Origin of the sequence: Quyinboa ferrireducens (genome assembly GCF_042436675.1) — a bacterium.
Taxonomy (GTDB): Bacteria; Bacteroidota; Bacteroidia; order Bacteroidales; family UBA5342; genus JBHJHP01.
The window spans coordinates 291,202-314,069 of sequence record NZ_JBHMVA010000001.1 but is presented as its reverse complement, the minus strand read 5'-3'; the positions used below and the strand labels follow the sequence as shown (position 1 = coordinate 314,069).

Here is a 22,868-nt window from a genome sequence, read left to right as displayed (position 1 = left end):
TTACTTTTAAATACCAATTTACGCACTATGATTAAAGCGCTCGGTTTATGGAGTCCGGCCATTGTTCCCCTAATCATTTCCGGAATTTTGCTTTTCAGTTCTGAAAGGCACAATAAACCAAAGCTCTATCTGGTAGCTTACATGTGGTTGATAACATTTATTTTTCTGGCCAACCTGTTTTATTTTGAGCACAACTATAAGGTTTACAGTTGGTTTCACAGCCTTCATATAGCAACCGTTCTGGCCATCTATCCAGGTGCATATAGTTACATAAAATTGCTGGTTGATCCCAACTATCCCCTTCGAAAATTGATCAGACATTTTTTACCATCCCTCTTTTTTCTTTTGGCTTCAGGATTGATATTTTATCCTGTATTAAATATGCAGGAAAGAGAACTGTTTTTAACGCAGTACAGGTTCCATCCCGATTTTGAAAATCAGGCATTGCGCATTTTGTATTATGTTAGAATATCCAATATCTTGTTCCTTTTTATACAGGTTTTGTATTATCCTGTCATCACTTTTGTTACACTTAAAAACCACAGAAAGAGATTAAATAACCTTTTTTCCAATCCTGAAAAATTTCAGTTGAACTGGTTGGGGATTTTCAATGGCTTGCTTGCGCTTTCGGCATTGATAAGCGTATTTATCTATACCGTTAATCCTGTAAAATTATTTGGTGATGACCGCTATCTGGCCTACCCTTTACTAACCGTTGCCATAATGCTGTGGTATCTTGGTATTATGGGTAATAATCAGGCACAGATACCTGTTCCTGTTGATGATGATTCATTGATCAATCCGAATTCTTTAGGTCTGCAGCAGGATGGCAATTCCTTAAAATCAAGGCTCATAACATATTTTGAAGAGCAGGATCCATATCTGAATCCGGAACTGAAAATATGGGATGTAGCCCGGGAACTTGGCACCAACCGAACTTATATTTCTCAAACCATCAACCAGGAGTTTGATCAGAATTTTTCTTCATTCGTTAATACATACAGAATAAAACAAGCCCGAAACCTAATTGACAGCAATCCGGAGCTTTCACTCTCTGATGTGGCATTTCAAACAGGTTTTGGCTCAGTGCTGACCTTGTCGAGAACATTTGCTGAAATTTATCAGGTAAAACTTTCGGACTACAAAAAAGAATTGGCAAACGTATAATTTTTACGTTTTGAAGCCATCTTTTTATCTTTTGAAACACCAATAAAATGGCGGTCCGGTAACTTTGATTGCAAAGTTTAATCCCACTGTCATGAATAAAAAAATGTTATTATTAGTCTTACTGTGTTCAGTAAGTTTTTTCGCATTACAGGCACAATATAATTTTGTTGTGCAGAACGGATCCGCATCAGTCTATAACACGCTTCAGGAAGCTTACGATAATGCCAGTGCCGGCGATACCATTTATCTGCCCGGTGGTTCTTTTAATTTTCCTTCTGTAGATAAGCCACTGGTATGGATTGGTGTAGGTTACCACCCGGATTCTACGGCTGCTACCTATTTTACAAGAATTAATAATCCGGTAAATTTTTCCGGTAATTGTGATAATACTTACTTAACCGGAATGCATTTTATGAGTAATGTTACATTTGGTACCAGTGGTCAGGATGTAACTGATGTTACCATATTCCGATGCAGAATATCCGGATCACTTACATTGAAATACAATAACACTGTTGAAGTATTGTTAAACGACAAAGTGAGTGAGTGTATCATCGATGGCAGCATTGACGCCGGAATGGGAAGTAATGTAATTATAGAAAAGACAATTCTGAAGGGAACTCTTGGTCATTTCCGAAACAGTTACATGAATCACAATATTTTCACATACGGAGCCAGAAATTCAGGAAGTGGATATTCATTTTTGCTAAGTTATTGTGAAAATTGTCAGGTCAAAAACTCTGTGATAAATTACTATTCCTACGTTAACTGGCGGGCAGATGTATATGGAAGTATCAATAACAATTTTCTTAACAATATTTTTGCTGGAAACATTACTTTCCCGGATGGAACCAATACCGGTTCATACAATATAACCGGGGTTGATCTTTCTACTGTATTTGAAAATATAGATGGAAACTTTCAGGATTTTTCGTACCTGCACAATTTTCATTTAAAGGTGGGAAGTCCTGCAGCAGCAGCCGGAATGAATGGTGCAGATATTGGGATTTATGGCCATACTGTTCCTTTTAAAGATGGAGGTCTTCCTGTTACACCTCATATCCGCAGTGTTGAAGTTAACGATGAAACCACTAATGGTTTATTACCGGTTAGCGTAACTGTTGGCGCCCAGGAAAATTAATCTGACATAAATCTTATAATCATGAAAAAGCTTTTTATATTCAGTTTGCTGGGTTTGGCATCCGTTATGCTGAATGCGCAGGCTCCCATCGTTTTGCAAAGTGGCGATCAGGTGTTTTTGCATACCAGGCTCGATACTATTGTAAAGCATGCTCAATCAGGAGATGACATTTATCTTCCCGGAGGAAATGTAGTGTTATCTTCGGAATTAAGGATTGACAGGGAAGTGCATATTTATGGAGCTGGTCATTATCCCGATTCGTCCAAGGCTACTTCAGTAACGTTTGTAACAGGTGGCAGCATACGGTTCATTCCGGGATCGTCAAAGTCAACTTTAACAGGTATTTATATGTACAACGACATTTATTTTGGTTTGAACCAAACCGATGTAATTCAGTATGTTGACGTTTCGCGTTGTAATCTAGCATCTGTTTGCCTTGGTTATACCACAGGACAACGGAATTCAGGTAATTCTTATCTGAGGTTTTCTGAAAATGTAATCAGGGGCGGAATTTTGGAGGCTGATGCACAAAATTGTTTATTCGAAAAAAATATCATTGACGGATCAATTTCGTATATCACGGGAAATGTTACATTTTCCAATAATATATTTAACTATTATAGTTACAGTTATTCCGTTTTTAACAGTTGTACCGGAGTTATTGTAAAAGATAATATTTTTACGCGAGATAGTCACGGACTTGCATCGTCGCAGATTGATAATAACCTGTTTGTGGTCAGTCAGACTGATTCTCCCGGAGGAACCAATATAGGTAGTGGAAATATCGGCAGTCAGTCGTTGGAATCTATTTTTTTAAATTTCGATGGCGGTGGCTTTGGTTATACTTACGATTATCATCTTAAGGAAGGTTGTGCCGGAATTGGTGCCGCTACCGATGGATACGATATTGGGATTTACGGGACAGAAAATCCATATAAACCTTCTGCTGTTCCGGTGAACCCTCATATTCGCTTTGTAAAAGTTGCCAGGGAATCGGTTAACGGATTACTTCCTGTCGAAGTTGACGTAAGTGCACAAACACATTAATAACGTAATTATGAAAAATATTCTGATAACGATACTATTGTGTTTTACAGGTTTTCTTTTCGCTCAAAATAAAGTAGTGAATGGAGAATACTGGTTCGACAGTAACAGGAACAATGTATATCCGGTAACATTTTCTTCCGCAGCAGATATTAGCATTAATGCTGATATTGATGTAAGCAGCCTTTACGATGGATTGCATACTATTTCTATACGCATTGTGGATGAAAAAGGAATCTGGAGCAGTCCGACATCAAGGTTCTTTATCAAACACAGTTCAAATAATAGTGTTGAAGCCAGTGAAATAAGCGGGTATGAGTATTGGTTCGATGGGGATTATGCAAACCGAAAAAATGAAGACATTACAGGGACAATAAAATTTTCGTTGGATAAAAATATTGATGTTTCTGCTTTATACGACGGTCTACATACAATTCATTTTAGGTTTTTGGACAGAAAACATAGCTGGAGTTCGGTTGCCAGCCGGTTTTTTATAAAGCAAAAAAGCTCTTCGGGATTAACCCCGGTTAAGATTGATGCTTTTGAATATTGGTTCGACAGTTCTAAGGATCAACAAACATATGTGGATATTGAAAATAAAGCATCTTTTCAGTTTGAAGAAAATATTGACGTGAAGGATTTGTATAACGGACTGCATATCATACACATCAGGGCAAAAGATACCCGGGGAATGTGGAGTTCTGCGGTAAGCCGCTTCTTTATAAAACGGGACAGTTTGTTGAATACTGCGGATAATAAGATAAGCGAACTGGAATACTGGTTTGATAATCAGGTAGACGCGAAGTATGTTGTTCCTTTGGGTCAAAGCAATCTTAAGTTTATGGATCAGATTGATATATCAGACTTGTTCATGGGATTGCATACTGTTCACTTCAGGTTTAAAGATACAGGCGGAGTTTACAGTTCCGTTGTAAGCAGGTTTTTCGTTACGCAATCCGTCAGTTCAGTTACCGAAAATGATATTGTGGCTTACCGATACTGGCTTACCGATAAGGCTGTTCATACCGGCGAAATTGAAAATGTGGAAGCTGATTTGATGTTCATAGACTCTCTTGACCTGCGGTATTATGCCAAAGGAGAATATATAGTGCATATGCAGTTCAGGGATTCACGGGGTTATTGGAGCACCACGGTTTCTGATACGGTTACAAAACTCAGTTATCCGTTTGCTGAACTTCAGTTTGAAAATACGGATATGTGCAAGGGAGATTCACTTACTGTTCGTGTTTTGGCTGTAGATGCTGATTCTGTGCTTCTCAATTTTGGTGACGGAGAAACTGATACAGGAAAAGTGGTTAAGCATCTTTACCTGAATGACGGAGGTTATACTGTTTCTGTTCAGGTGAAAGATACAACAGAAAAAATTACTATGAATTATCACGCTGATCAGACTGTTACGGTGCATTCTTTGCCGGTGATCAATTTGGCGGATTCATTGAAGCTGGTGGATGACGAAACAGAGGTTCTCGATGCAGGAGCGGGATTTATAAGCTATCTCTGGAACAATGTTTCCGGCGATCAGAGCTACCTTGTTTCGGGTGAAACATACGGAGTTGGCGATCATTCCTTAGTGCTAAAGGTTGAAGATTTGAATGGATGTGTGAATTCCGATACGATTTTTATTTCAGTTTCCTCTACAGTAGGTACAGATGATTTATCGTCTGTGAAATTGAGGGTTTATCCAAATCCTGCGGTGAATTTTATTACGGTTAACTGGGATAATTCAAACCTTAAAAATGCAATTATTTATATTGTTGATATGACCGGGAAAGTTGTTTCCGGTTCAAAAGAAATAACTCCGGGTGAACGGATTGCTGTTGACCACCTATCCTCAGGTCATTACCTGATGGTTCTTTACATTAATCAACGCATCATTTCAGTGCCAATAGTAATCCGGGACTGAGGCAAACCCGGGTTTATTCATGACAGTAAAGGCATCCCGAGCGAGGGATGCCTTTTTCATGATCGCTACGCTGTAAGTCGTGTTCTCTCTGTAATGGATTGTTCCCATCTTTTTCTACATTTGTAAAAATCAATTTCAAATTGGAGAAAAAAGGGAAGAAAATAATTATTCTGGGTACTGCTCATCCTTTCAGGGGAGGACTTGCCGCCTATAACGAAAGATTAGCCAAAGAGTTTATCAGAGAAGGGAATGAGGTTATTGTATACACTTTTAAACTTCAGTATCCCGGTTTTTTGTTTCCCGGAAAAACGCAATATGCTGACTGGGAAGCTCCCAAAGATCTTGATATTCGGATTAAGGTTAATTCTGTAAATCCGTTTAACTGGCTTAAAATCGGAAGGGAAATCAAACGGCAGAAACCGGATATATTTTTGGTTAAATACTGGTTGCCTTTTATGGCTCCCTGTTTTGGCACCATAGCCAGAATCGTAAAGAAAAATAGGACAACAAAAGTTATTTCCATTCTCGATAATATTATTCCACATGAAAAGAGGCCGGGAGATACGCTGTTCAGCAAATACATTGTAAAGCCTGTTGATGGTTTTGTGGCCATGTCCGATTCGGTAATGAATGATCTGGGGCAATTTGATACAGTTAAACCACGCGCATTCTGTCCTCATCCACTATTTGATAATTTCGGGAATCTGATTGAAAAAAAGGAAGCCATCAGGCAAATAGGTCTTGATCCGACGTATAACTACCTTCTCTTTTTTGGGTTTATCCGGGCGTATAAAGGTCTGGATCTGATAATTGAAGCCATGTCAGATGAACGGGTCAGGAAAATGCCGGTTAAGCTTATTGTAGCCGGAGAATTTTACGAAGACGGTGATAAATACAAACAACAGATTGCTGATCTGAAGCTGTCTGACCAAATTGTGTTGAAAACGGATTTTATTCCCGATTCTGAAGTTGGACAATATTTCTGTTCTGCAGATATGGTGGTTCAGCCGTATAAGAGTGCCACGCAAAGTGGTGTGACGCAAATTGGATATCACTTTGAAAAACCGATGCTGGTGACAGATGTTGGAGGATTAAAGGAAATTATCCCGGATAAAAAGGTAGGTTACGTTACACAACCCGATGGCAAAGCTATTGCGGAAGCACTTGTGGATTTCTATGAAAACAAACGGGAAGAAATGTTTGTGATCAACGCGAAAAAGGAAAAGCAAAAATATTTGTGGAGCCGAATGACGGGAACGATATATGAACTTTGTGAAAAAGTAGAACTATGATTATACGAAGCAAAGCCCCTTTAAGAATTGGTCTTGCAGGAGGAGGAACCGATGTATCACCTTATTCCGAGTTGTACGGCGGTGCTATTCTGAATGGAACCATTTCGATGTACGCCTATGCCACGATTGAACCGAGAAGCGATGGCAAGATCGTATTTGATGCCATTGACAGAGGTGTAAGGCTCGAGTTTAATGCAGAAAAGGCATTAAAACTAAACGGGGAACTGGATCTTTTAAAAGGAATCTACAACCGGATTGTAAAAGATTTTACAAACGAATCACTTTCATTCACTTTGTCAACATTTGTGGATGCTCCTCCGGGATCGGGTTTGGGAACTTCTTCTACATTAGTTACTGCAATAGTGGGCGCATTTTCTGAATGGCTCGCGTTACCTCTTGGAGAATATGATGTGGCAAAGTTAGCATATGATATTGAACGTGTGGACCTGTTGATGGCGGGAGGCAAACAGGATCAGTATGCAGCCACATTTGGCGGCATAAACTTTATGGAATTCGGTTTTGACGGAAAAGTGATAGTGAACCCATTAAGAATCAAAACAAAAATCTTGAATGAACTGGCGTATAACATTGTGTTATATTATACCGAAACCAGCCGTTTGTCGTCTAAAATAATTGAAGCACAGCAACAAAACGTAAACAGCAATAATGTGCGTTCCATCGAAGCGATGCATGCACTAAAGCACGTTGCTATTGAAATGAAAGAAACCTTATTGAAGGGAAACCTTGACAAGATAGGGATGCTATTAGACAAAAGCTGGCAGTTTAAAAAGCAAATGGCATTGGGTATTTCAAATCCACTCATAGATGATATTTATGCAACAGCAATGAAGGCAGGTGCAACGGGAGGTAAAATTTCCGGAGCAGGTGGTGGTGGTTTTATGTTTTTTTACTGTCCCGGTAATACCCGGCATGCTGTAATTGAAGCATTGGGCAAGTTTGGCGGACAGGCAAAAAGGTATCAGTTTACTAAAAACGGAATGGTGTCCTGGACGATTTGATATGGTGACAAAGGAAGCTATAATACTGGCAGGTGGTTTGGGAACCCGACTAAAGGACGTGATCTCGGATATTCCCAAGCCGATGGCGGAAGTGGCTGGAAAACCTTTTCTGGAGTATATTTTCCGGTATTTGAACCGATTTGATATTCAAAGAATAATTCTTTCTGTAGGGTATAAATATGAAGTTATTAAGGAACAATTCGGAGATTCATTTTTAGGAATGAAACTGGTTTATGCTGTGGAAGAGGAACCTCTTGGTACCGGAGGAGGCATTTTAAATGCATTGAATCATGTTATATCCAAAGAGGTTTTTTTAATAAATGGAGATACTTTTTTTGATGTGGATCTAGGCACGCTCGAATCTCATTTTTTAAGCCAAAAATATGATCTTTGTTTTGCCTTGAAACCAATGAATAATTTCGACCGGTATGGAGAGGTAATTGTGGATGGCGATAAAGTTGTAGCCTTTAATGAAAAGAAAATGGTGAAGGAAGGCCTGATCAATGGTGGCATTTATATTTTAAGAAGCGATATTTTCGATGGTTGTGGATTGACGGGAAAGTTTTCTTTTGAAACAGATTATCTGGCTGAATATAAAGATATTCATACGTTTGGCTACATTATTAGTGATACTTATTTTATCGATATAGGTATTCCGGAAGATTATAACAGAGCGCACAAACAGATACCCCTGCTGTTCTAAAATAAAACACAGTTAAATAACGTTTTAATTTTATTATGCACAAAATTGTTTTTGCAACTAACAATCAACATAAACTAACAGAGGTACGGGCGCTTTTAAGCGATAACTTCGACGTGGTTGGATTAAACGAAATAGGTTGTTTTGAAGATATTCCGGAAACCGCAGATACTTTAGAAGGGAATGCCTTGATAAAAGCCCGTTATGTTGCAGAGAGGTACAAGATGGATTGTTTTGCAGATGACACGGGTTTGGAAGTTGAAGCCTTGGACAATGCTCCCGGGGTTTATTCTGCCAGGTATGCCGGTCCGCAAAAAAGTGCCGACGATAACATTGAGAGACTTCTGAAAGAGTTAGGTGGGAAAGAAAACCGACACGCTCAGTTCAGAACTGTTGTTGCCTTGATTATGCATGATGGGGAGCAGCTTTTTGAAGGTGTTGTCAAAGGGTATATTACCAGCGAGAGGCATGGCGTTGAAGGTTTTGGGTATGATCCTGTATTTCTACCTGAAGGAAAGAACAAAACGTTTGCAGAAATGGGTCTATCTGAAAAGAATACTATTAGCCATAGGGCGAAGGCTGTAAATAAACTGGTTAGTTATTTAAATAAATCGAAATAATTCATGAACCGTATTAGAATATTTGTTATCCTTATTGTGTTCAGCGCTATTAGTTGGGCGCAGATTCCAACAGGAACATGGACCACACATTTTTCGTATGATGAAGGTACCTCTGTAACAAGGGCAAAGGATAAAATATACGCTGTAGGTTCTGGCTTTTTATTTTCCTATGGATTGAATGACAATGCTGTAACTACGTACTCTAAAATAAACGGTCTGAATGATGTGACCATTGCAAAAATAAAATATTATGATGCCTTAGATTTACTGTTCATTGGATATGAAAATGGAAATATTGATTTGTTGAAGGGTAATAAAATCATTAATGTTCAGGACATTAAACTGGCCAGCATAAACGGAAGTAAGAATATAAATAATGTAACATTTAAAGATGATATAGCCTATATTTCTTCAGATGTTGGTGTTGTTGTTCTCGATCTTGAGAACAGAGAAGTTTTGGAGACATATATTTTAAGTGATGGTTCATCTCAAAACCCTGTAAATGGTGTGGCGATTAAAGATGGAAATATTTTTGCGGCGACAGATAACGGAGTTTATAAATGTAACCTGGACAATCCAAATATACTTGACTTTGGAAAATGGGAGATGGAGACGCAGTTTCCGGAATACAACAAACGATATGCTGCGATTGAAAATTACTTAAATAAACTCGTTGCTATCAGGGCAGATAGTAAGACTTCGGGATATACAGGATATGCAATTGAAAATGGATCATTAAAGACAATTTTAAATGGAGGGACAAATTTTAGAAATTTAAGTATTTCTGATGGCACGCTTTTGATTACTGCATCGTACCGTATTTATATTTTTGATCAGGAACTAACACTAACTGATTTTATCACATCGTATAATCTTGAAGAAGTGGCATATAATGGACAGAACGCTTTGTCATCAGCAGATGCTCTAAAATTCGATGAAAATACTTATTTTGTGTCTGATGGAAAATTGAGTCTTGTAAAATACAGGAAAGAAGGGTTTAGTGAAGTCCTTAAACCAGACGGTCCAGCCTCAAATACCATCTGGAATATGGATATAAGAGACGGGATATTAAGGATGGTACATGGTGCGTTGGATGGATCTTCAAATGATTATAACATAGCGGCAGAAGCTTCAGAAATTAACAGGGAGGGTAATTGGATTATTTTTAATAAATATACAATACCTGAAATTGATAATGCGGTTGACTTTGTGAGTATTGCTTCTGATCCTTTTGACTCTGAACACTTTTATACAGGATCTTTTCGGTTTGGATTATTCGAATTTAGGGGAAATGGATTTTTAGAGCGATATTATGACCAAAACAGCCCAATTACAAATATAATTCCTGGTAAAATATACTATCGCATTCACAGTCTGGTTTTTGATGATAAAGGAACCCTTTGGATGAGTAACTCAGAAGTACATAATTCTGTTTTGTCTTTGACACAGGAAGGAGAGTGGTATGAGTTCAATTTTCCGCCTATTGACGATGCCGGATCAGATAGAAAAGTTGCTTTAGGAAATATGATTATTGCTGATAATGGATATAAATGGATGGTAGTTCCACGTGCGGATGGAGGTATTTTTGTATTTAATGAAAATGGAACTTTGGATGATAGTGCTGATGATGAATATCGTATGCTTAGCGTAAATAACGACATTGAAGGAAAGGAATTTGCTATTGCAGTCGCTTGTATTGCAGAAGATAAAGATGGTTCAATTTGGGTTGGAACCAATAATGGATTAGGTGTCTATTCTTCTCCTGAGGATGTCTTTAAGGGGGAAACTTTTCTGCCATCCCGTATAAAATTACCAAGAGCAAATGATGAGGATAACGCTGCAGATTATCTTTTGGACAGTGAAATTGTAAGGGCAATAGCTGTAGATGGAGGAAACAGGAAGTGGTTAGGGACAGCATCATCCGGACTTCTTTTGGTTTCTCCTGATGGTTTAACGACGATTCATCACTTTACAACAGCAAATAGCCCTCTCCCGTCAAACTCTATTCGGTCAATTATAATTGATCCGGACAATGGTGAAGTATATGTTGGAACAGGTGCCGGACTGGTATCATTTGGTGGAGATGCAACAGAAGGTAACAGTGATTTCTCAAATGTTAAAGCTTTCCCGAATCCGGTGAGAGAGAACTTTACTGGTGTTGTTACGATTTCCGGTTTGGTGGAAGAAACAGTTGTTAAAATTACGGATATATCCGGGAATTTAGTGTTTGAAACGATTTCAAATGGAGGATCTGTTTCATGGGACAGGAAAAATATGTTCGGTGAATATGTTGGGACCGGAGTTTATATGATTTTTTGTGCTACTAAAGATGGAGCGCAATCTGCAATTACAAAGCTTTTGGTAATCAATGCTAAACAATAAGTATGAATTATCTCGATATTATTATTTTGCTTCCACTTGTTTATGGTATTTTTAGGGGGTTCCGCAAAGGATTTGCCATTGAACTGGCCACATTAGCTGCTTTGATCCTGGGAGTTTGGGGTGCTTATAAATTCTCATATATTACAACCGTATTTTTGAGGGACAAATTCGATATGACGGGAGATTACCTGCCGTATGTGTCTTTTTTTCTCACATTTATTATTATCGTTATTCTGGTGAATCTGCTGGGTAAAATGCTGGATAACTTGTTAAAGGCCGTTTCTCTGGGCTTTATTAATCGTTTGGCCGGAGCAGTATTTGGATTCGCCAAACTGGCTGTTGTAACTTGTTTGCTGGTTTTTATGGCTCACAAACTTGACGACAGAACAGGAATGATCCCGGAAAAGGATAAAACGGGAAGTTTACTTTACGAAAGGGCCTATGACTTGACGCTTTCGGTTCTTCCCTATATTGACATTAAAAAGCTGGAAGAAAAGATTAATGACAAAAAAGAACAGGAAGAGCCGGATAAAGTGGCATAAAAATCTCTAAAACCGGTATTTTACGCCTGCCAGTACATTAAATCCAAAGGATGGATAACCATTCCAGTAATAATAGTTGGACGACAGGATATTATTCAGGTTCAACGATGCCGATAATCTGTTGTTATATTGGTATTCTCCTGATAAAGACAAATCATATACTGCTTTTAACTGAGTTCTTTCTGTTACTCCTGAACCGATCGCATCTTGTGTAAGCGCTTCCCTTTTTGAGATGGTTGTAAAGTCAACATTGACAGTAACATTTCTGTAGGGCACAAAACTTCCGTAGACCTTTATTTCATAATCCGGCAAATGCCACGCATATTCAAGATTATCCAGGGCATAGTTGTAATAGGCTCCGCTTGCACCGAAGCTGTATCTGTCGTTTCCTGCATAATCAATGGCTGCTTTCACGGTTAAAACGTTCATGTCGTCGTATACTGCGGTAAACTGGTTGGAATATGCAACTGAGCTTACCTGTGATGTGTCTGTGATATAGAATTCGTTAATATAAAACGGATTATTTTTTACAATTGAGAAGTTAACACTGCCGTTAAATACAATTTTTGGTGTTAGCTGACCGGTCAATCCTGCTTCTAAGGAAAGAGGTATTTGTGTCGGCATCACATTCAGCTCAGGGGTCATATAAGGGTTGATCTGAATGCTGTTCCTGTAGTCGTTTAATCTGTAATTTCCTCCAGCCATTAAGTGTGCTGTAAATAGTTTTTCGATCAGATTAAAATTAAAATCAATGTCCGGAGTAACAAGATAGTCTGTCTTGTCTTTCTGAATGTTGAAAAATGCATTTAACCCAAGTTTCAGGTTCCATGTATTCCGGTTCAACTTAAAATACGGACTGAAATCAATATAGGTAAAATTATTAAAGTCTTTGTAAAGAGCTGTATCGGGGACATTATACATGCCATATTGCACATCCAGTGCTCCGCCAGCAAGATTGTCTCCAACAGGTTTTTCAAAGAAGCCTTTTAGCCCTATAAGATCTTCCTTAAAATCCATGCGGGTGAAGAAGTGATCGTAATAAAGTTCGGCTTTATATGCCGTTTCATCATAAATTGACGGATTGGTGGCAAATACAAAATTCGCTTTAAAAGAAGCATAACCCGGTTTCTGATTGGGATATGTAATATCTGCCTGGTTTAGCACGACGTTATTGGTGTCATTTAATGCCATATAAGAAACAGAGTCCGGTTTAATCGTCTGATAACCGAAATACCGGTAATTATGATTACTGAATCCCAGGTTGGCTGTCAGATAGGTTCCCCAAAACTGATGTTTATAGGCTAACAATAAATTGTTCTTTACAAACGTAGCATCGTTTTTACTACCATCTTCCATTTTTACTTTCCCGAACGAGGAACGATTATTGGCAAAAAACGACAGACTGTGTTTGTCTGAATGAAAAGCGTTATAAAATAGTTCGCCGAATAAAGAGCTGTAATTTCCACCTCCCAGACTAATGTAGTTCTGATCGTAATCCCGCCTTGGCTCAGACGAAAGAGTAGCTGGCGTTAATGGAATAATTTCAAAACTTGTCTCCAGAGGATGTGTAAAAAAGCTGTATGAAAACGTTGGTGTTTTTATCTCCGGTTTCTGAATTTCAGGGATGAGATTAATCTTGTTGGCATCCGAAATGGTTGGATTATATTCTCTTACCACTACTACGTTTTTATTAATCGTTGTATCGGTTTGAGCCGAGGCCGATAGTCCCGTTGCTGATATAATTATGGCAATTATTATATTCTTTTTCATTTTGTTATCTTTTCAATCAGTTTTAAGTTATTGAATGGAATCAGACTTAGATTTTTTTATGGAATCAACCTTTTGGAAATAAGTTTTCAGCGTATCCCGTTTTTCCATTTCCTTGCGTTTTTCAATGGCATCTATTTCCCGTAGTTTTGTTTCAACCATTGGTTTAATATCATCGTTGTTATTCTGATAATTTTCTTTTACGCTCAGCAGATACTGTTTGGCCTGGAAAATGTCATCCCTGTTTATATAGATATCAGAAAGCAGTATAAAAGCTTTGGCTAACCAATACTGATGAGGTGTATTTGTATTAATAAATTCGAAGATGTCTTTTTCTGCTCCTTTCACATCTCCCTGTTCATAAAGCATTCTTGCGATTTCATATTTAGCCTCAGCACCTTCTTTTGAGCGTGTATCCTGTGCCAGTATTCTGAATGCGGACAAGGCTGCTTCTTTGTTGTCGAGCTTAATAAATGACTTTGCTTTCTTATAAATTGCTTCGCGTTTCAGTTCCGGCTCAAGTACCGGTTCTTTTAACAGGTTATCAGCAGCAACTATTGTGGCTCCTGCATTGTTAAGATTATACTGACACCGCATAATTCCAACTTTCGCAGCCTTAATATTTTCTTTCATTTGAGCCTGCTGTTCCAGATCGGAATAATATTCCAGGGCTTCCTGATAATTGCTTTTCTCAAACAGCAAGGTCGACAAGGCGGTCAAGGCCTGCTCTGTAAATGAACTTCTAGGTTGTGAAACCACCAACTTAAGATCAGAAATTGCAGCGTCTTTGTCGCCTAATCTCAGGTTACAATCTGCTTTATAATAGTGTGCAGTCAATTGGTAAGCACCATTAGGAAATTTCGCAAGATAATTTTCAAAGTATCGTTTTGAATCACTTATATTGCCAGACATATAAAGCTTTTCTGCTGCTGCAAATGTAAGCGAGTCTTCTTCGTTATTTTTGAGTGTAGCAAAGCCTCCAACTTCTTTGGTGTAGTCAATGTATTTATCCACCTCGTTTTTCTCAACCGAAATATTCTTTAAAGCGGCGAGAGCAGTTCTTGCTTCTTCGGTTCCCGGATATTTCTGAACCACATCTTTATAGATGGAGGATGCTTTATTAACATCCTGAATGTTATAGTAAACAAGTGCCATATTCACCATAGCCTGGCTGGCAAAACTGCTGTTCGGGTACTTTTGAATGAGCGCATTGTATGATCCGATGGCATTCTGAGGGTCATTTAATACAACCCAGGTTTTGGCCATTTCGAACCATGCATCATCAATAAACCGAGATGTTGGAAAACCTGATATCAGGCTTTTTAGATCGGTGATCTTTTTATTGTAGTTTTTCTGTAACCCCTCGCTGTACGCTTTTTTAAATAGGCCGTAATCTGCATTGCTTCCACCGTTCTGATAGGCAGCCTGAAAATATGTTATTGCATCGCGGAAATCGCGTTTTAGATAATAACAGTCTCCAACGCGGTTGTTAGCATCGGTTATCAGATTAGGATCTTTGGTTTTAGCCAGTGATAAAAACTTCCGGAACCAGTTGATGGCGGCGCTGTAGTTTTTCTTTTTAAAAAAGGCATAACCCATGTTATAATGCGCCATATCAAATACATCTTTGCTGTAAGCACCTGGAAGAATAATAAACTTATTGTAATCGCTCAGTGCTTTATCGTAATCCCCGAGTCTGTAGTAGGTTTCTCCACGCCAGTAATACGACAAAGCCTTAATGTCCTGATCGAACTGGGAATTATCAATAGCCGTATTAAAATACGGGATTGCATCGCTGTATCTGTTGTCCGTAAACAATTCTATTGCCCGGTAATAAGAAACGCGTTGTAAAGCTTTTAATACCTTCGGATTTCGTGTGCGTATCTTCATTATGGACTGGTATGCTCTTTCGTAGTTTTGTGTTGTCATAAACACATTTGAAAGCATATTGTACACTTCATCCCTGTATTTAGAGTCCGGAAATTCTTCCAGGAACCTTTCAAAAGCGGTTATAGTCTCATTAAAAGGGGAGAATGCTGTTTCGTACGTAAGCTTGGAATAGTTATAAAGTGCTTCTTCCTGTAAGGATTTATCGAACGACATACGGGACGCAGCTTCAAATGCCATACGTGCAGCATTTTTATCATCCAGTTTCAGGTAGCAGTCTCCAAGATATCCATAGGCGCTTTGAGTTAGTTCATCTTCAACGGTTGCAATTTGGGAGAATGTTTCTGCTGCTTTCTGGTATTGTTTAGTGTTGTAATATGCTACGCCAAGGTGATAAATGTCCGGTCTGGAAATAGAGGGTGTTTCTTCAAGATACCGTTCCAGAAATGCGATGGACTTTTCATATTCCTGACGGGCATAATAGGCATCACCCACTATTCTTGCAATCTCACCGGTTCTGTTATTTACGGTACCCATAATCAGGTTCGAACCGTATTTAATTACTTTATCATATTCTTTGTTTAAATGGTAAAGTTGAACCAGATAATATGGAATCACATCTGAATATTGTGGCGAATTTTCCAGCATAAGAAAATTATCCAGTGCTGTAGTGTAGTTTCCTTCTTCGTACTGAATATGAGCGTAATAATATATGGCGGCTTCCCTGTACAGGTTTTTTTCTTCTTTTACCTCATAAAAAAGGTTTTCTGCTTCTTTAAATTTTCCTTGTTTAAAAAGACAATATCCTTTTTTGAACTGGTATTCCTTCAGTTGGTTTTCGCTGAGCTGGTTTGTTTTAACCTTTCCGTATAATACCCCGGCATATTTGTAGTTTTTCTGATCGTATTTGTAATTGGCCAGGATAAAAAGAGCCTGATTCCCAAAATAACTGTCCGGATGATCATTAATAAAACGGGATAATTCTGTCTCCGCTGTTTTATCCTCCAGTCGTAAAGAAGATACGATGCGGTAAAAGTCTGCTTCTATGCGTTTTCCTTCTGATTCCGGAGCGTTGTTCAGAAACAAGGTAAAGTTATCTTTTGCTGCAGCATACTGGTGTTCATCGAAAAACTCCTTTCCTCTTTCAAACCAGTTTTGAAAGTCGGTTTCAGAAACGGACTCTTGAGCAAATATAATAACAGATGTAAATAGGAAGAATATACTTAAAACTGCGGTTCTCATATTAATTACATTGGGTTTACGATTGGCGCGAAATTACTAATTTCCCAGTAATCAGAACGAAAGATGCATTCAGATATTGTAAACAAGTTCTCCAAAATAAAAATAGTCAGCGTGTGAATATTTACGTTATGGATATATTCCCGCGGTGACTAAATCTATAGAAGTCTCCCGTACGTCAGTTGACGTACACCCTCTTTTGAAAAAGAGGTGCACAATACATGTAAATTTGAATGTATTTATGTCCTCCTTGCCGAAAGGAGGTGTCATGATAGCAAAATCATGACGGAGGATTTAATTGGTAATGCAATTTTGAGATGCGCCAGAACTAAGTTATGCTTTATAAATAGGCAACTTTACAATCCTTGCTTTTAATGCTTTATTTCTGACCCGGATAAAAATCTCCGAATCAAATTTGCTGTAGGATGTAGATACATATCCCATGCCGATGCCCTGTTTCATCATCGGTGACATGGTTCCGGAGGTGACTTCTCCGATAACATCTCCGTCAGCATTTTCAATAGCATAACCATGTCTTGGAATACCCCGGTCTTCCAGAATAAAACCGCGTAATCTTCTTGATGTCCCGTTTTCTTTTTGTTCAAGAAGAAGTTTTTTGTCGATAAAATCTTTGTTGTCAGTAAATTTTGTGATCCATCCCAGGCCGGCTTCTATGGGAGAGGTTGTGTCGTCAATGTCGTTTCCATAGAGGCAGAATCCCATTTCAAGGCGCAGGGTGTCGCGGGCTCCCAATCCGATAGGTTTAATGCCGAATTCTTTCCCGGCTTTAAAAATGGCATCCCATAATTTACCGCCATCTTCATTGTAAAAATAGAGCTCAAATCCACCGGCACCGGTATAACCTGTATTGGAAATAATTACATCTGAGATACCTGCAAATTTTCCGGTTGTAAAGCTGTAATACGGAATTTCGGAGAGATTAATCGGTGTTAGTTTCTGCAAGACTTCAATGGCTTTGGGGCCCTGTATGGCTAACTGAGCAATTTTATCGGACGTGTTTTCCAGTTCGGCTCCAAACGAATTATTTTTCACGCACCAGTTCCAGTCCTTCTGAATGTTGGCTGCATTAACGACCAGCATATATTTTTCCGGTTCGTAATAATAAACCAGAAGATCGTCAATAATACCGCCTTTTCCGTTGGGAAAACAGCTGTATTGGGCTTTACCCGGTGTTAGTTTTGATACGTCATTGGATGTGATATGCTGCAAAAAGTCCAGCGCTTTTGGACCCTTTACCCAAAATTCACCCATATGACTCACATCAAAAACCCCAACTCCTGTTCTTACGGTTACGTGTTCATCGTTAATTCCTGAATATTCGATAGGCATATTATATCCTGCAAACTCATGCATTTTAGCACCCAGATTAATATGTTTTTGGGTGAAAGGGGTTGTTTTCATCTAATATGACTTTTTAGCTACAATATCAATAATTTCAACGATCACATTAACGGCTTTTTCCATAGAACCAACCGGAACATATTCGAATCTTCCGTGAAAATTGTGTCCTCCGGCAAAAATATTAGGACAGGGAAGTCCCATGTAAGAGAGGCGGGCACCATCGGTTCCACCACGAATAGGTTTAATATTTGGTGTAACGCCACAATTTTTCATAGCTTGTTCGGCGATATCAACTATGTGCATTACCGGTTCAATCATTTCCCGCATATTGTAATACTGGTCCTTCATTTCAATGGTACAGGTTCCTTCGCCAAACTCATTGTTTATTTTATTGGTCATGTGGATCATCTCTTTTTTACGCTCTTCGAAACGCGGGCGGCTGTGATCGCGAACTATGTATTGCAGCGTTGTCTTTTCCACATCGCCTTCCATCGACATCAGGTGAAAAAAGCCTTCATAGTCTTCTGTATGTTCCGGAGTCTGAAACCTTGGCATTAAGGTAATAAACTGGTTTGCAATGCGTATTGAATTTCGCATTTTATGTTTTGCATAGCCTGGATGTACATTGCGGCCTTTAAAATAAATCTTTGCAAAAGCGGCATTAAAGTTTTCAAATTCCAGTTCTCCAATTTCGCCGCCATCCATCGTGTAAGCCCACTCAGCTCCGAATTTTTTCACATCAAAATGATCTGCACCGGCACCTATTTCTTCATCAGGGGTAAATCCTATTCTGATCTTTCCGTGTTTTATCTCAGGATGTTGAATGAGGTATTCCATCGCTGATACAATTTCTGCCAAGCCTGCTTTGTCATCAGCTCCAAGTAAGGTTTTTCCATTGGTTACAACAATATCTTCTCCAATGTATTGCAGAATTTCCGGGAAATCTTCCGGAGTAAGAATAATGTTCTCGTCAGCATTTAATATAATTTCCTTTCCATCGTAATTTGAAACAATGCGCGGTGAAACCTTTTTGCCCGTCATGTCCGGACTAGTGTCCATATGTGCAATAAAGCCAATAACAGGGATGTCTTCTTTTATGTTTGAAGGCAGGGTGGCCATAACATAACCATTGTCATCCAGGGATACTTCTTCAAGTCCAATGGATTTTAACTCTTTTACCAATTTCTCGGCAAAAATCATTTGCCCCGGTGTACTTGGCGTTAATTTAGTTTCATAATCAGACTGTGTGTCTAATTTTACATACGTAAGAAATCGTTCTAATACCTGGCTCATAATTCAAGAATTTTGCTCAAACATACAATATAATTCCATAAAATTAAATGATCTATTTCAGTCATTCAAGTTTAATAAGGGATTACGGTATAAAGTTATTATTTTTGAGATCAAATAAGAAAAATGAAGAAACTTGCTTTACACTGGCAAATATTAATAGCTCTTGTCCTTGCTGTTCTTTTCGGTATATTTCTGCCGGAACAGGTTTCCTACATTTCCTGGATGGGAGATGTGTTTTTAAGAGGATTAAAGATGGTGATAATTCCATTGATACTGTCTTCTATCATTACCGGTGTGGCCGGTATTGGAAATTCCTCAAACCTGGGGCGTGTTGGTGCAAAGACTATGGGCTATTATCTTTTAACAAGTACGATTGCTATTGTAACCGGGTTGCTCCTTGTAAATATTATTAAGCCGGGTGTGGATTCCGGAATTGAATTAAAGTCATCTGTGGATTCGGTTCTTGGTCAACATGATACAATAGGTCAAACACTGATAAAAATAATTCCCGAGAATATTTTTCAATCTTTTGCAAATGGTGATATGCTTGGAATAATATTCTTTGCATTGCTTTTTGGATTCTTTTTGACAAAAATAAAAGCAGAATACCGCGAGCCGACTTTAAAAGTTGTAAATGGTGTTTTTGAGGTTATGATGAAAATAACCATGTTTATTATCCGGTTTACACCACTGGGAATTCTAGGGCTTGTGGCTGGCGTTGTCGCAGAACAAAAGAATATTGCGGATGTAGCAACCGGGTTGGGAAGTTATTTTCTTACGGTTTTAATTGCGTTGCTTATTCATGGGGCATTTACGTTGTTAATGATTACATATTTTGTGGGAAGAGTAAATCCATTCAGGCACTTTAAAGCCATGTCAACACCATTACTTACTGCTTTTTCAACGAGTAGTTCAAGTGCGACATTACCCCTTACCATGGAAGCCGTAGAAAATAACGGTGGAGTTTCTCAAAAGATATCGTCATTTACCTTACCTCTTGGTGCAACGGTTAATATGGACGGAACAGCATTATATGAATGCGTGGCAGTTATATTTATTGCTCAGATTTACGGTATGGAACTTAGTATTGTTAACCAGGTGATGATCGTTTTGTTATCACTTCTTGCATCAGTAGGAGCAGCAGGGATTCCAATGGCAGGGCTTGTTACCATTACAATTATACTTTCTTATTTAGGGTTACCCCTGGAGGCAGTCGGACTTATTTTGGCTGTAGACCGGCCATTAGATATGCTCAGAACTACGGTAAACGTTTGGAGTGATTCTTGTGGCGCTGTTACCATTGCCAATAGTGAAGGTGAGAAATTGAACTATTAATTTTATTGAATTAGTCTGTTTCAAAACAAGTTTGTTTAAAAATTTCATTCAATTGGGTTACAATTTGCTTTAAATTTCGTTACTTTTGTCCATTAATTTAATTCAGTTTAAAAATGAATAGTAAAGAAGTAAAGACAAAGGACGCTGTAAAACAGATCTTTACTGAATATCTAAAGAAAAAAGGTCACCGTAAAACACCTGAGAGATATGCTATTTTAGATAAAGTGTATTCTCATGAAGGTCATTTTGATATTGAGTCGCTCTACATCTACATGAAAAACAAAAATTACCGGGTTAGCAGGGCAACTCTTTACAATACAATTGATTTATTACTGGATTGTAAGCTGGTGGTAAAGCATCAGTTTGGGAAGAACATGGCTCAATACGAGAAAGCTTACAATATTGATCCTCATGATCACCTGATTTGTACGAATTGCGGATCTATAAAAGAACTCAAAGATCCTGAGCTTCAGAAACAAATTACAGGCAGATCAATTGACGATTTTCAGGTGTCGCACTACTCACTATACATTTACGGGTTGTGCAAGGATTGTTACGGAAAAAGTTGATAATTGTTAGCAATTATTCATTTCTTTTATCCATCATCTCATTGATTTATTCTATTTTTGAGAGTCGAACCGGCATCTCATGAAATAACTGTGTTTGACCAGTTATTTTGCGGTACGGGTATTGAAAATATAAATAAATAATATAATGAAAGTTGATGTTCTCTTAGGTTTGCAATGGGGTGATGAAGGTAAAGGTAAGGTTGTTGATGTTTTAACACCCAAATACGATATCGTTGCACGTTTTCAGGGTGGACCTAATGCCGGTCATACTCTCGAATTTGATCGTAAAAAATATGTTCTGCATACTATTCCATCCGGAATTTTTCAGGGAGATAAAATTAACATCATTGGAAACGGTGTTGTGATTGATCCTGCAATTTTCAAAAAGGAAATTGATGAACTGAAAGCCGATGGGCACGAAATAAAATCCAAATTATTTATATCAAAAAAAGCTCATCTTATATTACCAACACACCGCTTGTTGGATGCTGCCTATGAAATGGCTAAGGGAAAGGATAAAATCGGATCAACGTTAAAAGGCATTGGCCCCACCTATACCGACAAAGTCAGCAGAAACGGACTCAGGGTTGGTGATATCTTCATAAATTTTGATGAGAAATACAACCGGTTGAAACAACGTCATATCGAAATTCTTAAAACATACTTATATGATTATAGTTCCGAGTTGGAGAAGTATGAGTCTGAATGGATGCAAGGTATTGAGCTGATAAGTGCATGTAATGTTGTTGACAGTGAGCAATTTATTAATGATAATATCTTGTTGAAAAAATCTGTTTTAGCTGAAGGTGCTCAGGGAACTCTGCTTGATATTGACTTTGGATCCTATCCTTTTGTAACATCTTCAAATACAGTGTGTGCAGGAGCATGTACCGGTCTGGGTGTTGCGCCCAATAAGATTGGCGAGGTTTTTGGTATTTTTAAAGCCTACTGTACGCGGGTTGGAAGTGGTCCGTTTCCTACTGAATTGTTTGACGAGGCAGGGCAGATGTTACGTGACAAGGGACATGAGTACGGATCAACTACCGGAAGACCGAGACGATGCGGTTGGCTTGATTTGGTTGCGCTTAAATATAGTGTGATGATCAATGGAGTTACCCAGCTTATCATGATGAAAAGTGATGTTATGGATGCATTTGAAAGTATAAAGATAGCGGTAGCTTATGAAGAAAATGGTCAGGAAATTAATTACTTCCCGTATGAATTGACCGACGATATAAGACCTGTATTTCAAGAATTTCATGGATGGAAAACAGATATGACAAAAATGACGGATGAATCGCAGTTTCCTCCTCAGTTTTCCGAGTATCTGGCGTTCATTGAAAAATATGTTGGCGTTCCGGTTAACATTGTTTCTGTTGGTCCGGATAGGAGTCAAACTATTGTTAGACAGTGATTTGAAAAATACTACAAGAGAGTATTATTAATTAAAATACAAAAACACATTAACGCTGGATTAACAAAAAAACAATAAAACTTAAAATTTTAACAGAAAAATAACATTAAATCCGTAAAATAGTTATACTTTTGTCCCTGAGCATTTTTAACAAATGTTTACAGTTTGTTT

At 38.3% G+C, this 22,868-nt stretch carries 17 protein-coding genes; 13 read left to right on the top strand and 4 right to left on the bottom strand.

Translation table 11 applies throughout. The features are described 5' to 3' along the window. The first annotated feature begins 27 nt into the window (after positions 1-27). From ACE01N_RS01175 to ACE01N_RS01130, 10 genes are all read left to right on the top strand, one after another. Positions 28-1,167 carry an AraC family transcriptional regulator gene (locus tag ACE01N_RS01175; RefSeq protein WP_380583996.1) on the top strand — a complete coding sequence of 380 codons (1,140 nt, stop codon included), beginning with the start codon at positions 28-30 and terminating at the stop codon, positions 1,165-1,167. A 91-nt stretch (positions 1,168-1,258) separates the two neighbouring features. Continuing rightward, entirely contained in the window at positions 1,259-2,308 is a 1,050-nt protein-coding gene (locus ACE01N_RS01170; RefSeq protein WP_380583995.1) for a hypothetical protein, read from the top strand. 21 nt (positions 2,309-2,329) lie between these two features. After that, positions 2,330-3,355 (top strand): hypothetical protein, encoded by a 1,026-nt coding sequence (locus ACE01N_RS01165; protein WP_380583993.1) that lies wholly within the window; start codon positions 2,330-2,332, stop codon positions 3,353-3,355. Between the two features lie 10 nt (positions 3,356-3,365). Beyond that, on the top strand, positions 3,366-5,276 hold the full coding sequence (locus ACE01N_RS01160) for a T9SS type A sorting domain-containing protein (RefSeq protein ID WP_380583991.1): 1,911 nt from the start codon (positions 3,366-3,368) through the stop codon (positions 5,274-5,276). A 140-nt stretch (positions 5,277-5,416) separates the two neighbouring features. Then, positions 5,417-6,568, top strand: coding sequence for a glycosyltransferase (locus ACE01N_RS01155; protein WP_380583989.1), 1,152 nt, complete (start codon positions 5,417-5,419; stop codon positions 6,566-6,568). Then, positions 6,565-7,587, top strand: a complete 1,023-nt coding sequence (locus ACE01N_RS01150) for a GHMP family kinase ATP-binding protein (RefSeq protein ID WP_380583987.1) — start codon at positions 6,565-6,567, stop codon at positions 7,585-7,587. The genes ACE01N_RS01155 and ACE01N_RS01150 overlap by 4 nt, the downstream gene beginning before the upstream one ends. A 1-nt stretch (position 7,588) precedes the next feature. Beyond that, a complete protein-coding gene (locus ACE01N_RS01145; RefSeq protein WP_380583985.1) occupies positions 7,589-8,290 on the top strand; it encodes a nucleotidyltransferase family protein in 702 nt (233 codons plus the stop codon). A 35-nt stretch (positions 8,291-8,325) separates the two neighbouring features. Beyond that, positions 8,326-8,907, top strand: coding sequence for a non-canonical purine NTP diphosphatase (locus tag ACE01N_RS01140; protein ID WP_380583983.1), 582 nt, complete (start codon positions 8,326-8,328; stop codon positions 8,905-8,907). A gap of 3 nt (positions 8,908-8,910) precedes the next feature. After that, the gene (porZ, locus tag ACE01N_RS01135; protein ID WP_380583981.1) at positions 8,911-11,289 is read left to right on the top strand and encodes a type IX secretion system anionic LPS delivery protein PorZ; all 2,379 of its coding nucleotides are present in this window, start codon (positions 8,911-8,913) and stop codon (positions 11,287-11,289) included. A 2-nt stretch (positions 11,290-11,291) separates the two neighbouring features. Next, entirely contained in the window at positions 11,292-11,831 is a 540-nt protein-coding gene (locus ACE01N_RS01130) for a CvpA family protein (RefSeq protein WP_380583979.1), read from the top strand. Positions 11,832-11,837: 6 nt separating this feature from the next. Here ACE01N_RS01130 and ACE01N_RS01125 read toward each other — a convergent pair whose 3' ends face one another. The 4 genes from ACE01N_RS01125 to pepT form a co-directional block, all read right to left on the bottom strand. Next, entirely contained in the window at positions 11,838-13,601 is a 1,764-nt protein-coding gene (locus ACE01N_RS01125; RefSeq protein WP_380583977.1) for a porin family protein, read from the bottom strand. A gap of 27 nt (positions 13,602-13,628) precedes the next feature. Then, positions 13,629-16,727, bottom strand: coding sequence for a tetratricopeptide repeat protein (locus ACE01N_RS01120; protein WP_380583975.1), 3,099 nt, complete (start codon positions 16,725-16,727; stop codon positions 13,629-13,631). Between the two features lie 330 nt (positions 16,728-17,057). After that, positions 17,058-18,146 carry a glycine cleavage system aminomethyltransferase GcvT gene (gcvT, locus tag ACE01N_RS01115; RefSeq protein WP_380583973.1) on the bottom strand — a complete coding sequence of 363 codons (1,089 nt, stop codon included), beginning with the start codon at positions 18,144-18,146 and terminating at the stop codon, positions 17,058-17,060. Next, the gene (pepT, locus tag ACE01N_RS01110; RefSeq protein ID WP_380583971.1) at positions 18,147-19,379 is read right to left on the bottom strand and encodes a peptidase T; all 1,233 of its coding nucleotides are present in this window, start codon (positions 19,377-19,379) and stop codon (positions 18,147-18,149) included. It lies immediately after the preceding gene. Between the two features lie 123 nt (positions 19,380-19,502). Between pepT and ACE01N_RS01105 the strand changes: the two genes are divergently transcribed. From ACE01N_RS01105 to ACE01N_RS01095, 3 genes are all read left to right on the top strand, one after another. Then, complete coding sequence (locus tag ACE01N_RS01105; protein WP_380583969.1) at positions 19,503-20,714, top strand: dicarboxylate/amino acid:cation symporter; 1,212 nt, start codon at positions 19,503-19,505, stop codon at positions 20,712-20,714. Positions 20,715-20,827: 113 nt separating this feature from the next. Further along, on the top strand, positions 20,828-21,283 hold the full coding sequence (locus ACE01N_RS01100) for a Fur family transcriptional regulator (RefSeq protein ID WP_375728012.1): 456 nt from the start codon (positions 20,828-20,830) through the stop codon (positions 21,281-21,283). Positions 21,284-21,428: 145 nt separating this feature from the next. Next, positions 21,429-22,697, top strand: a complete 1,269-nt coding sequence (locus tag ACE01N_RS01095; RefSeq protein ID WP_380583966.1) for an adenylosuccinate synthase — start codon at positions 21,429-21,431, stop codon at positions 22,695-22,697. Positions 22,698-22,868: the final 171 nt, after the last annotated feature.

Coding starts and splice junctions, on each gene's coding strand:
- ACE01N_RS01165 (WP_380583993.1), top strand. CDS start 2,330: ATGAAAAAGCTTTTTATATTCAGTTTGCTGGGTTTGGCATCCGTTATG.
- gcvT (WP_380583973.1), bottom strand. CDS start 18,146: ATGAAAACAACCCCTTTCACCCAAAAACATATTAATCTGGGTGCTAAA.
- ACE01N_RS01160 (WP_380583991.1), top strand. CDS start 3,366: ATGAAAAATATTCTGATAACGATACTATTGTGTTTTACAGGTTTTCTT.
- ACE01N_RS01130 (WP_380583979.1), top strand. CDS start 11,292: ATGAATTATCTCGATATTATTATTTTGCTTCCACTTGTTTATGGTATT.
- ACE01N_RS01095 (WP_380583966.1), top strand. CDS start 21,429: ATGAAAGTTGATGTTCTCTTAGGTTTGCAATGGGGTGATGAAGGTAAA.
- ACE01N_RS01125 (WP_380583977.1), bottom strand. CDS start 13,601: ATGAAAAAGAATATAATAATTGCCATAATTATATCAGCAACGGGACTA.
- ACE01N_RS01105 (WP_380583969.1), top strand. CDS start 19,503: ATGAAGAAACTTGCTTTACACTGGCAAATATTAATAGCTCTTGTCCTT.
- pepT (WP_380583971.1), bottom strand. CDS start 19,379: ATGAGCCAGGTATTAGAACGATTTCTTACGTATGTAAAATTAGACACA.
- ACE01N_RS01120 (WP_380583975.1), bottom strand. CDS start 16,727: ATGAGAACCGCAGTTTTAAGTATATTCTTCCTATTTACATCTGTTATT.
- ACE01N_RS01170 (WP_380583995.1), top strand. CDS start 1,259: ATGAATAAAAAAATGTTATTATTAGTCTTACTGTGTTCAGTAAGTTTT.
- ACE01N_RS01145 (WP_380583985.1), top strand. CDS start 7,589: ATGGTGACAAAGGAAGCTATAATACTGGCAGGTGGTTTGGGAACCCGA.
- ACE01N_RS01140 (WP_380583983.1), top strand. CDS start 8,326: ATGCACAAAATTGTTTTTGCAACTAACAATCAACATAAACTAACAGAG.
- ACE01N_RS01150 (WP_380583987.1), top strand. CDS start 6,565: ATGATTATACGAAGCAAAGCCCCTTTAAGAATTGGTCTTGCAGGAGGA.
- ACE01N_RS01175 (WP_380583996.1), top strand. CDS start 28: ATGATTAAAGCGCTCGGTTTATGGAGTCCGGCCATTGTTCCCCTAATC.
- ACE01N_RS01100 (WP_375728012.1), top strand. CDS start 20,828: ATGAATAGTAAAGAAGTAAAGACAAAGGACGCTGTAAAACAGATCTTT.
- porZ (WP_380583981.1), top strand. CDS start 8,911: ATGAACCGTATTAGAATATTTGTTATCCTTATTGTGTTCAGCGCTATT.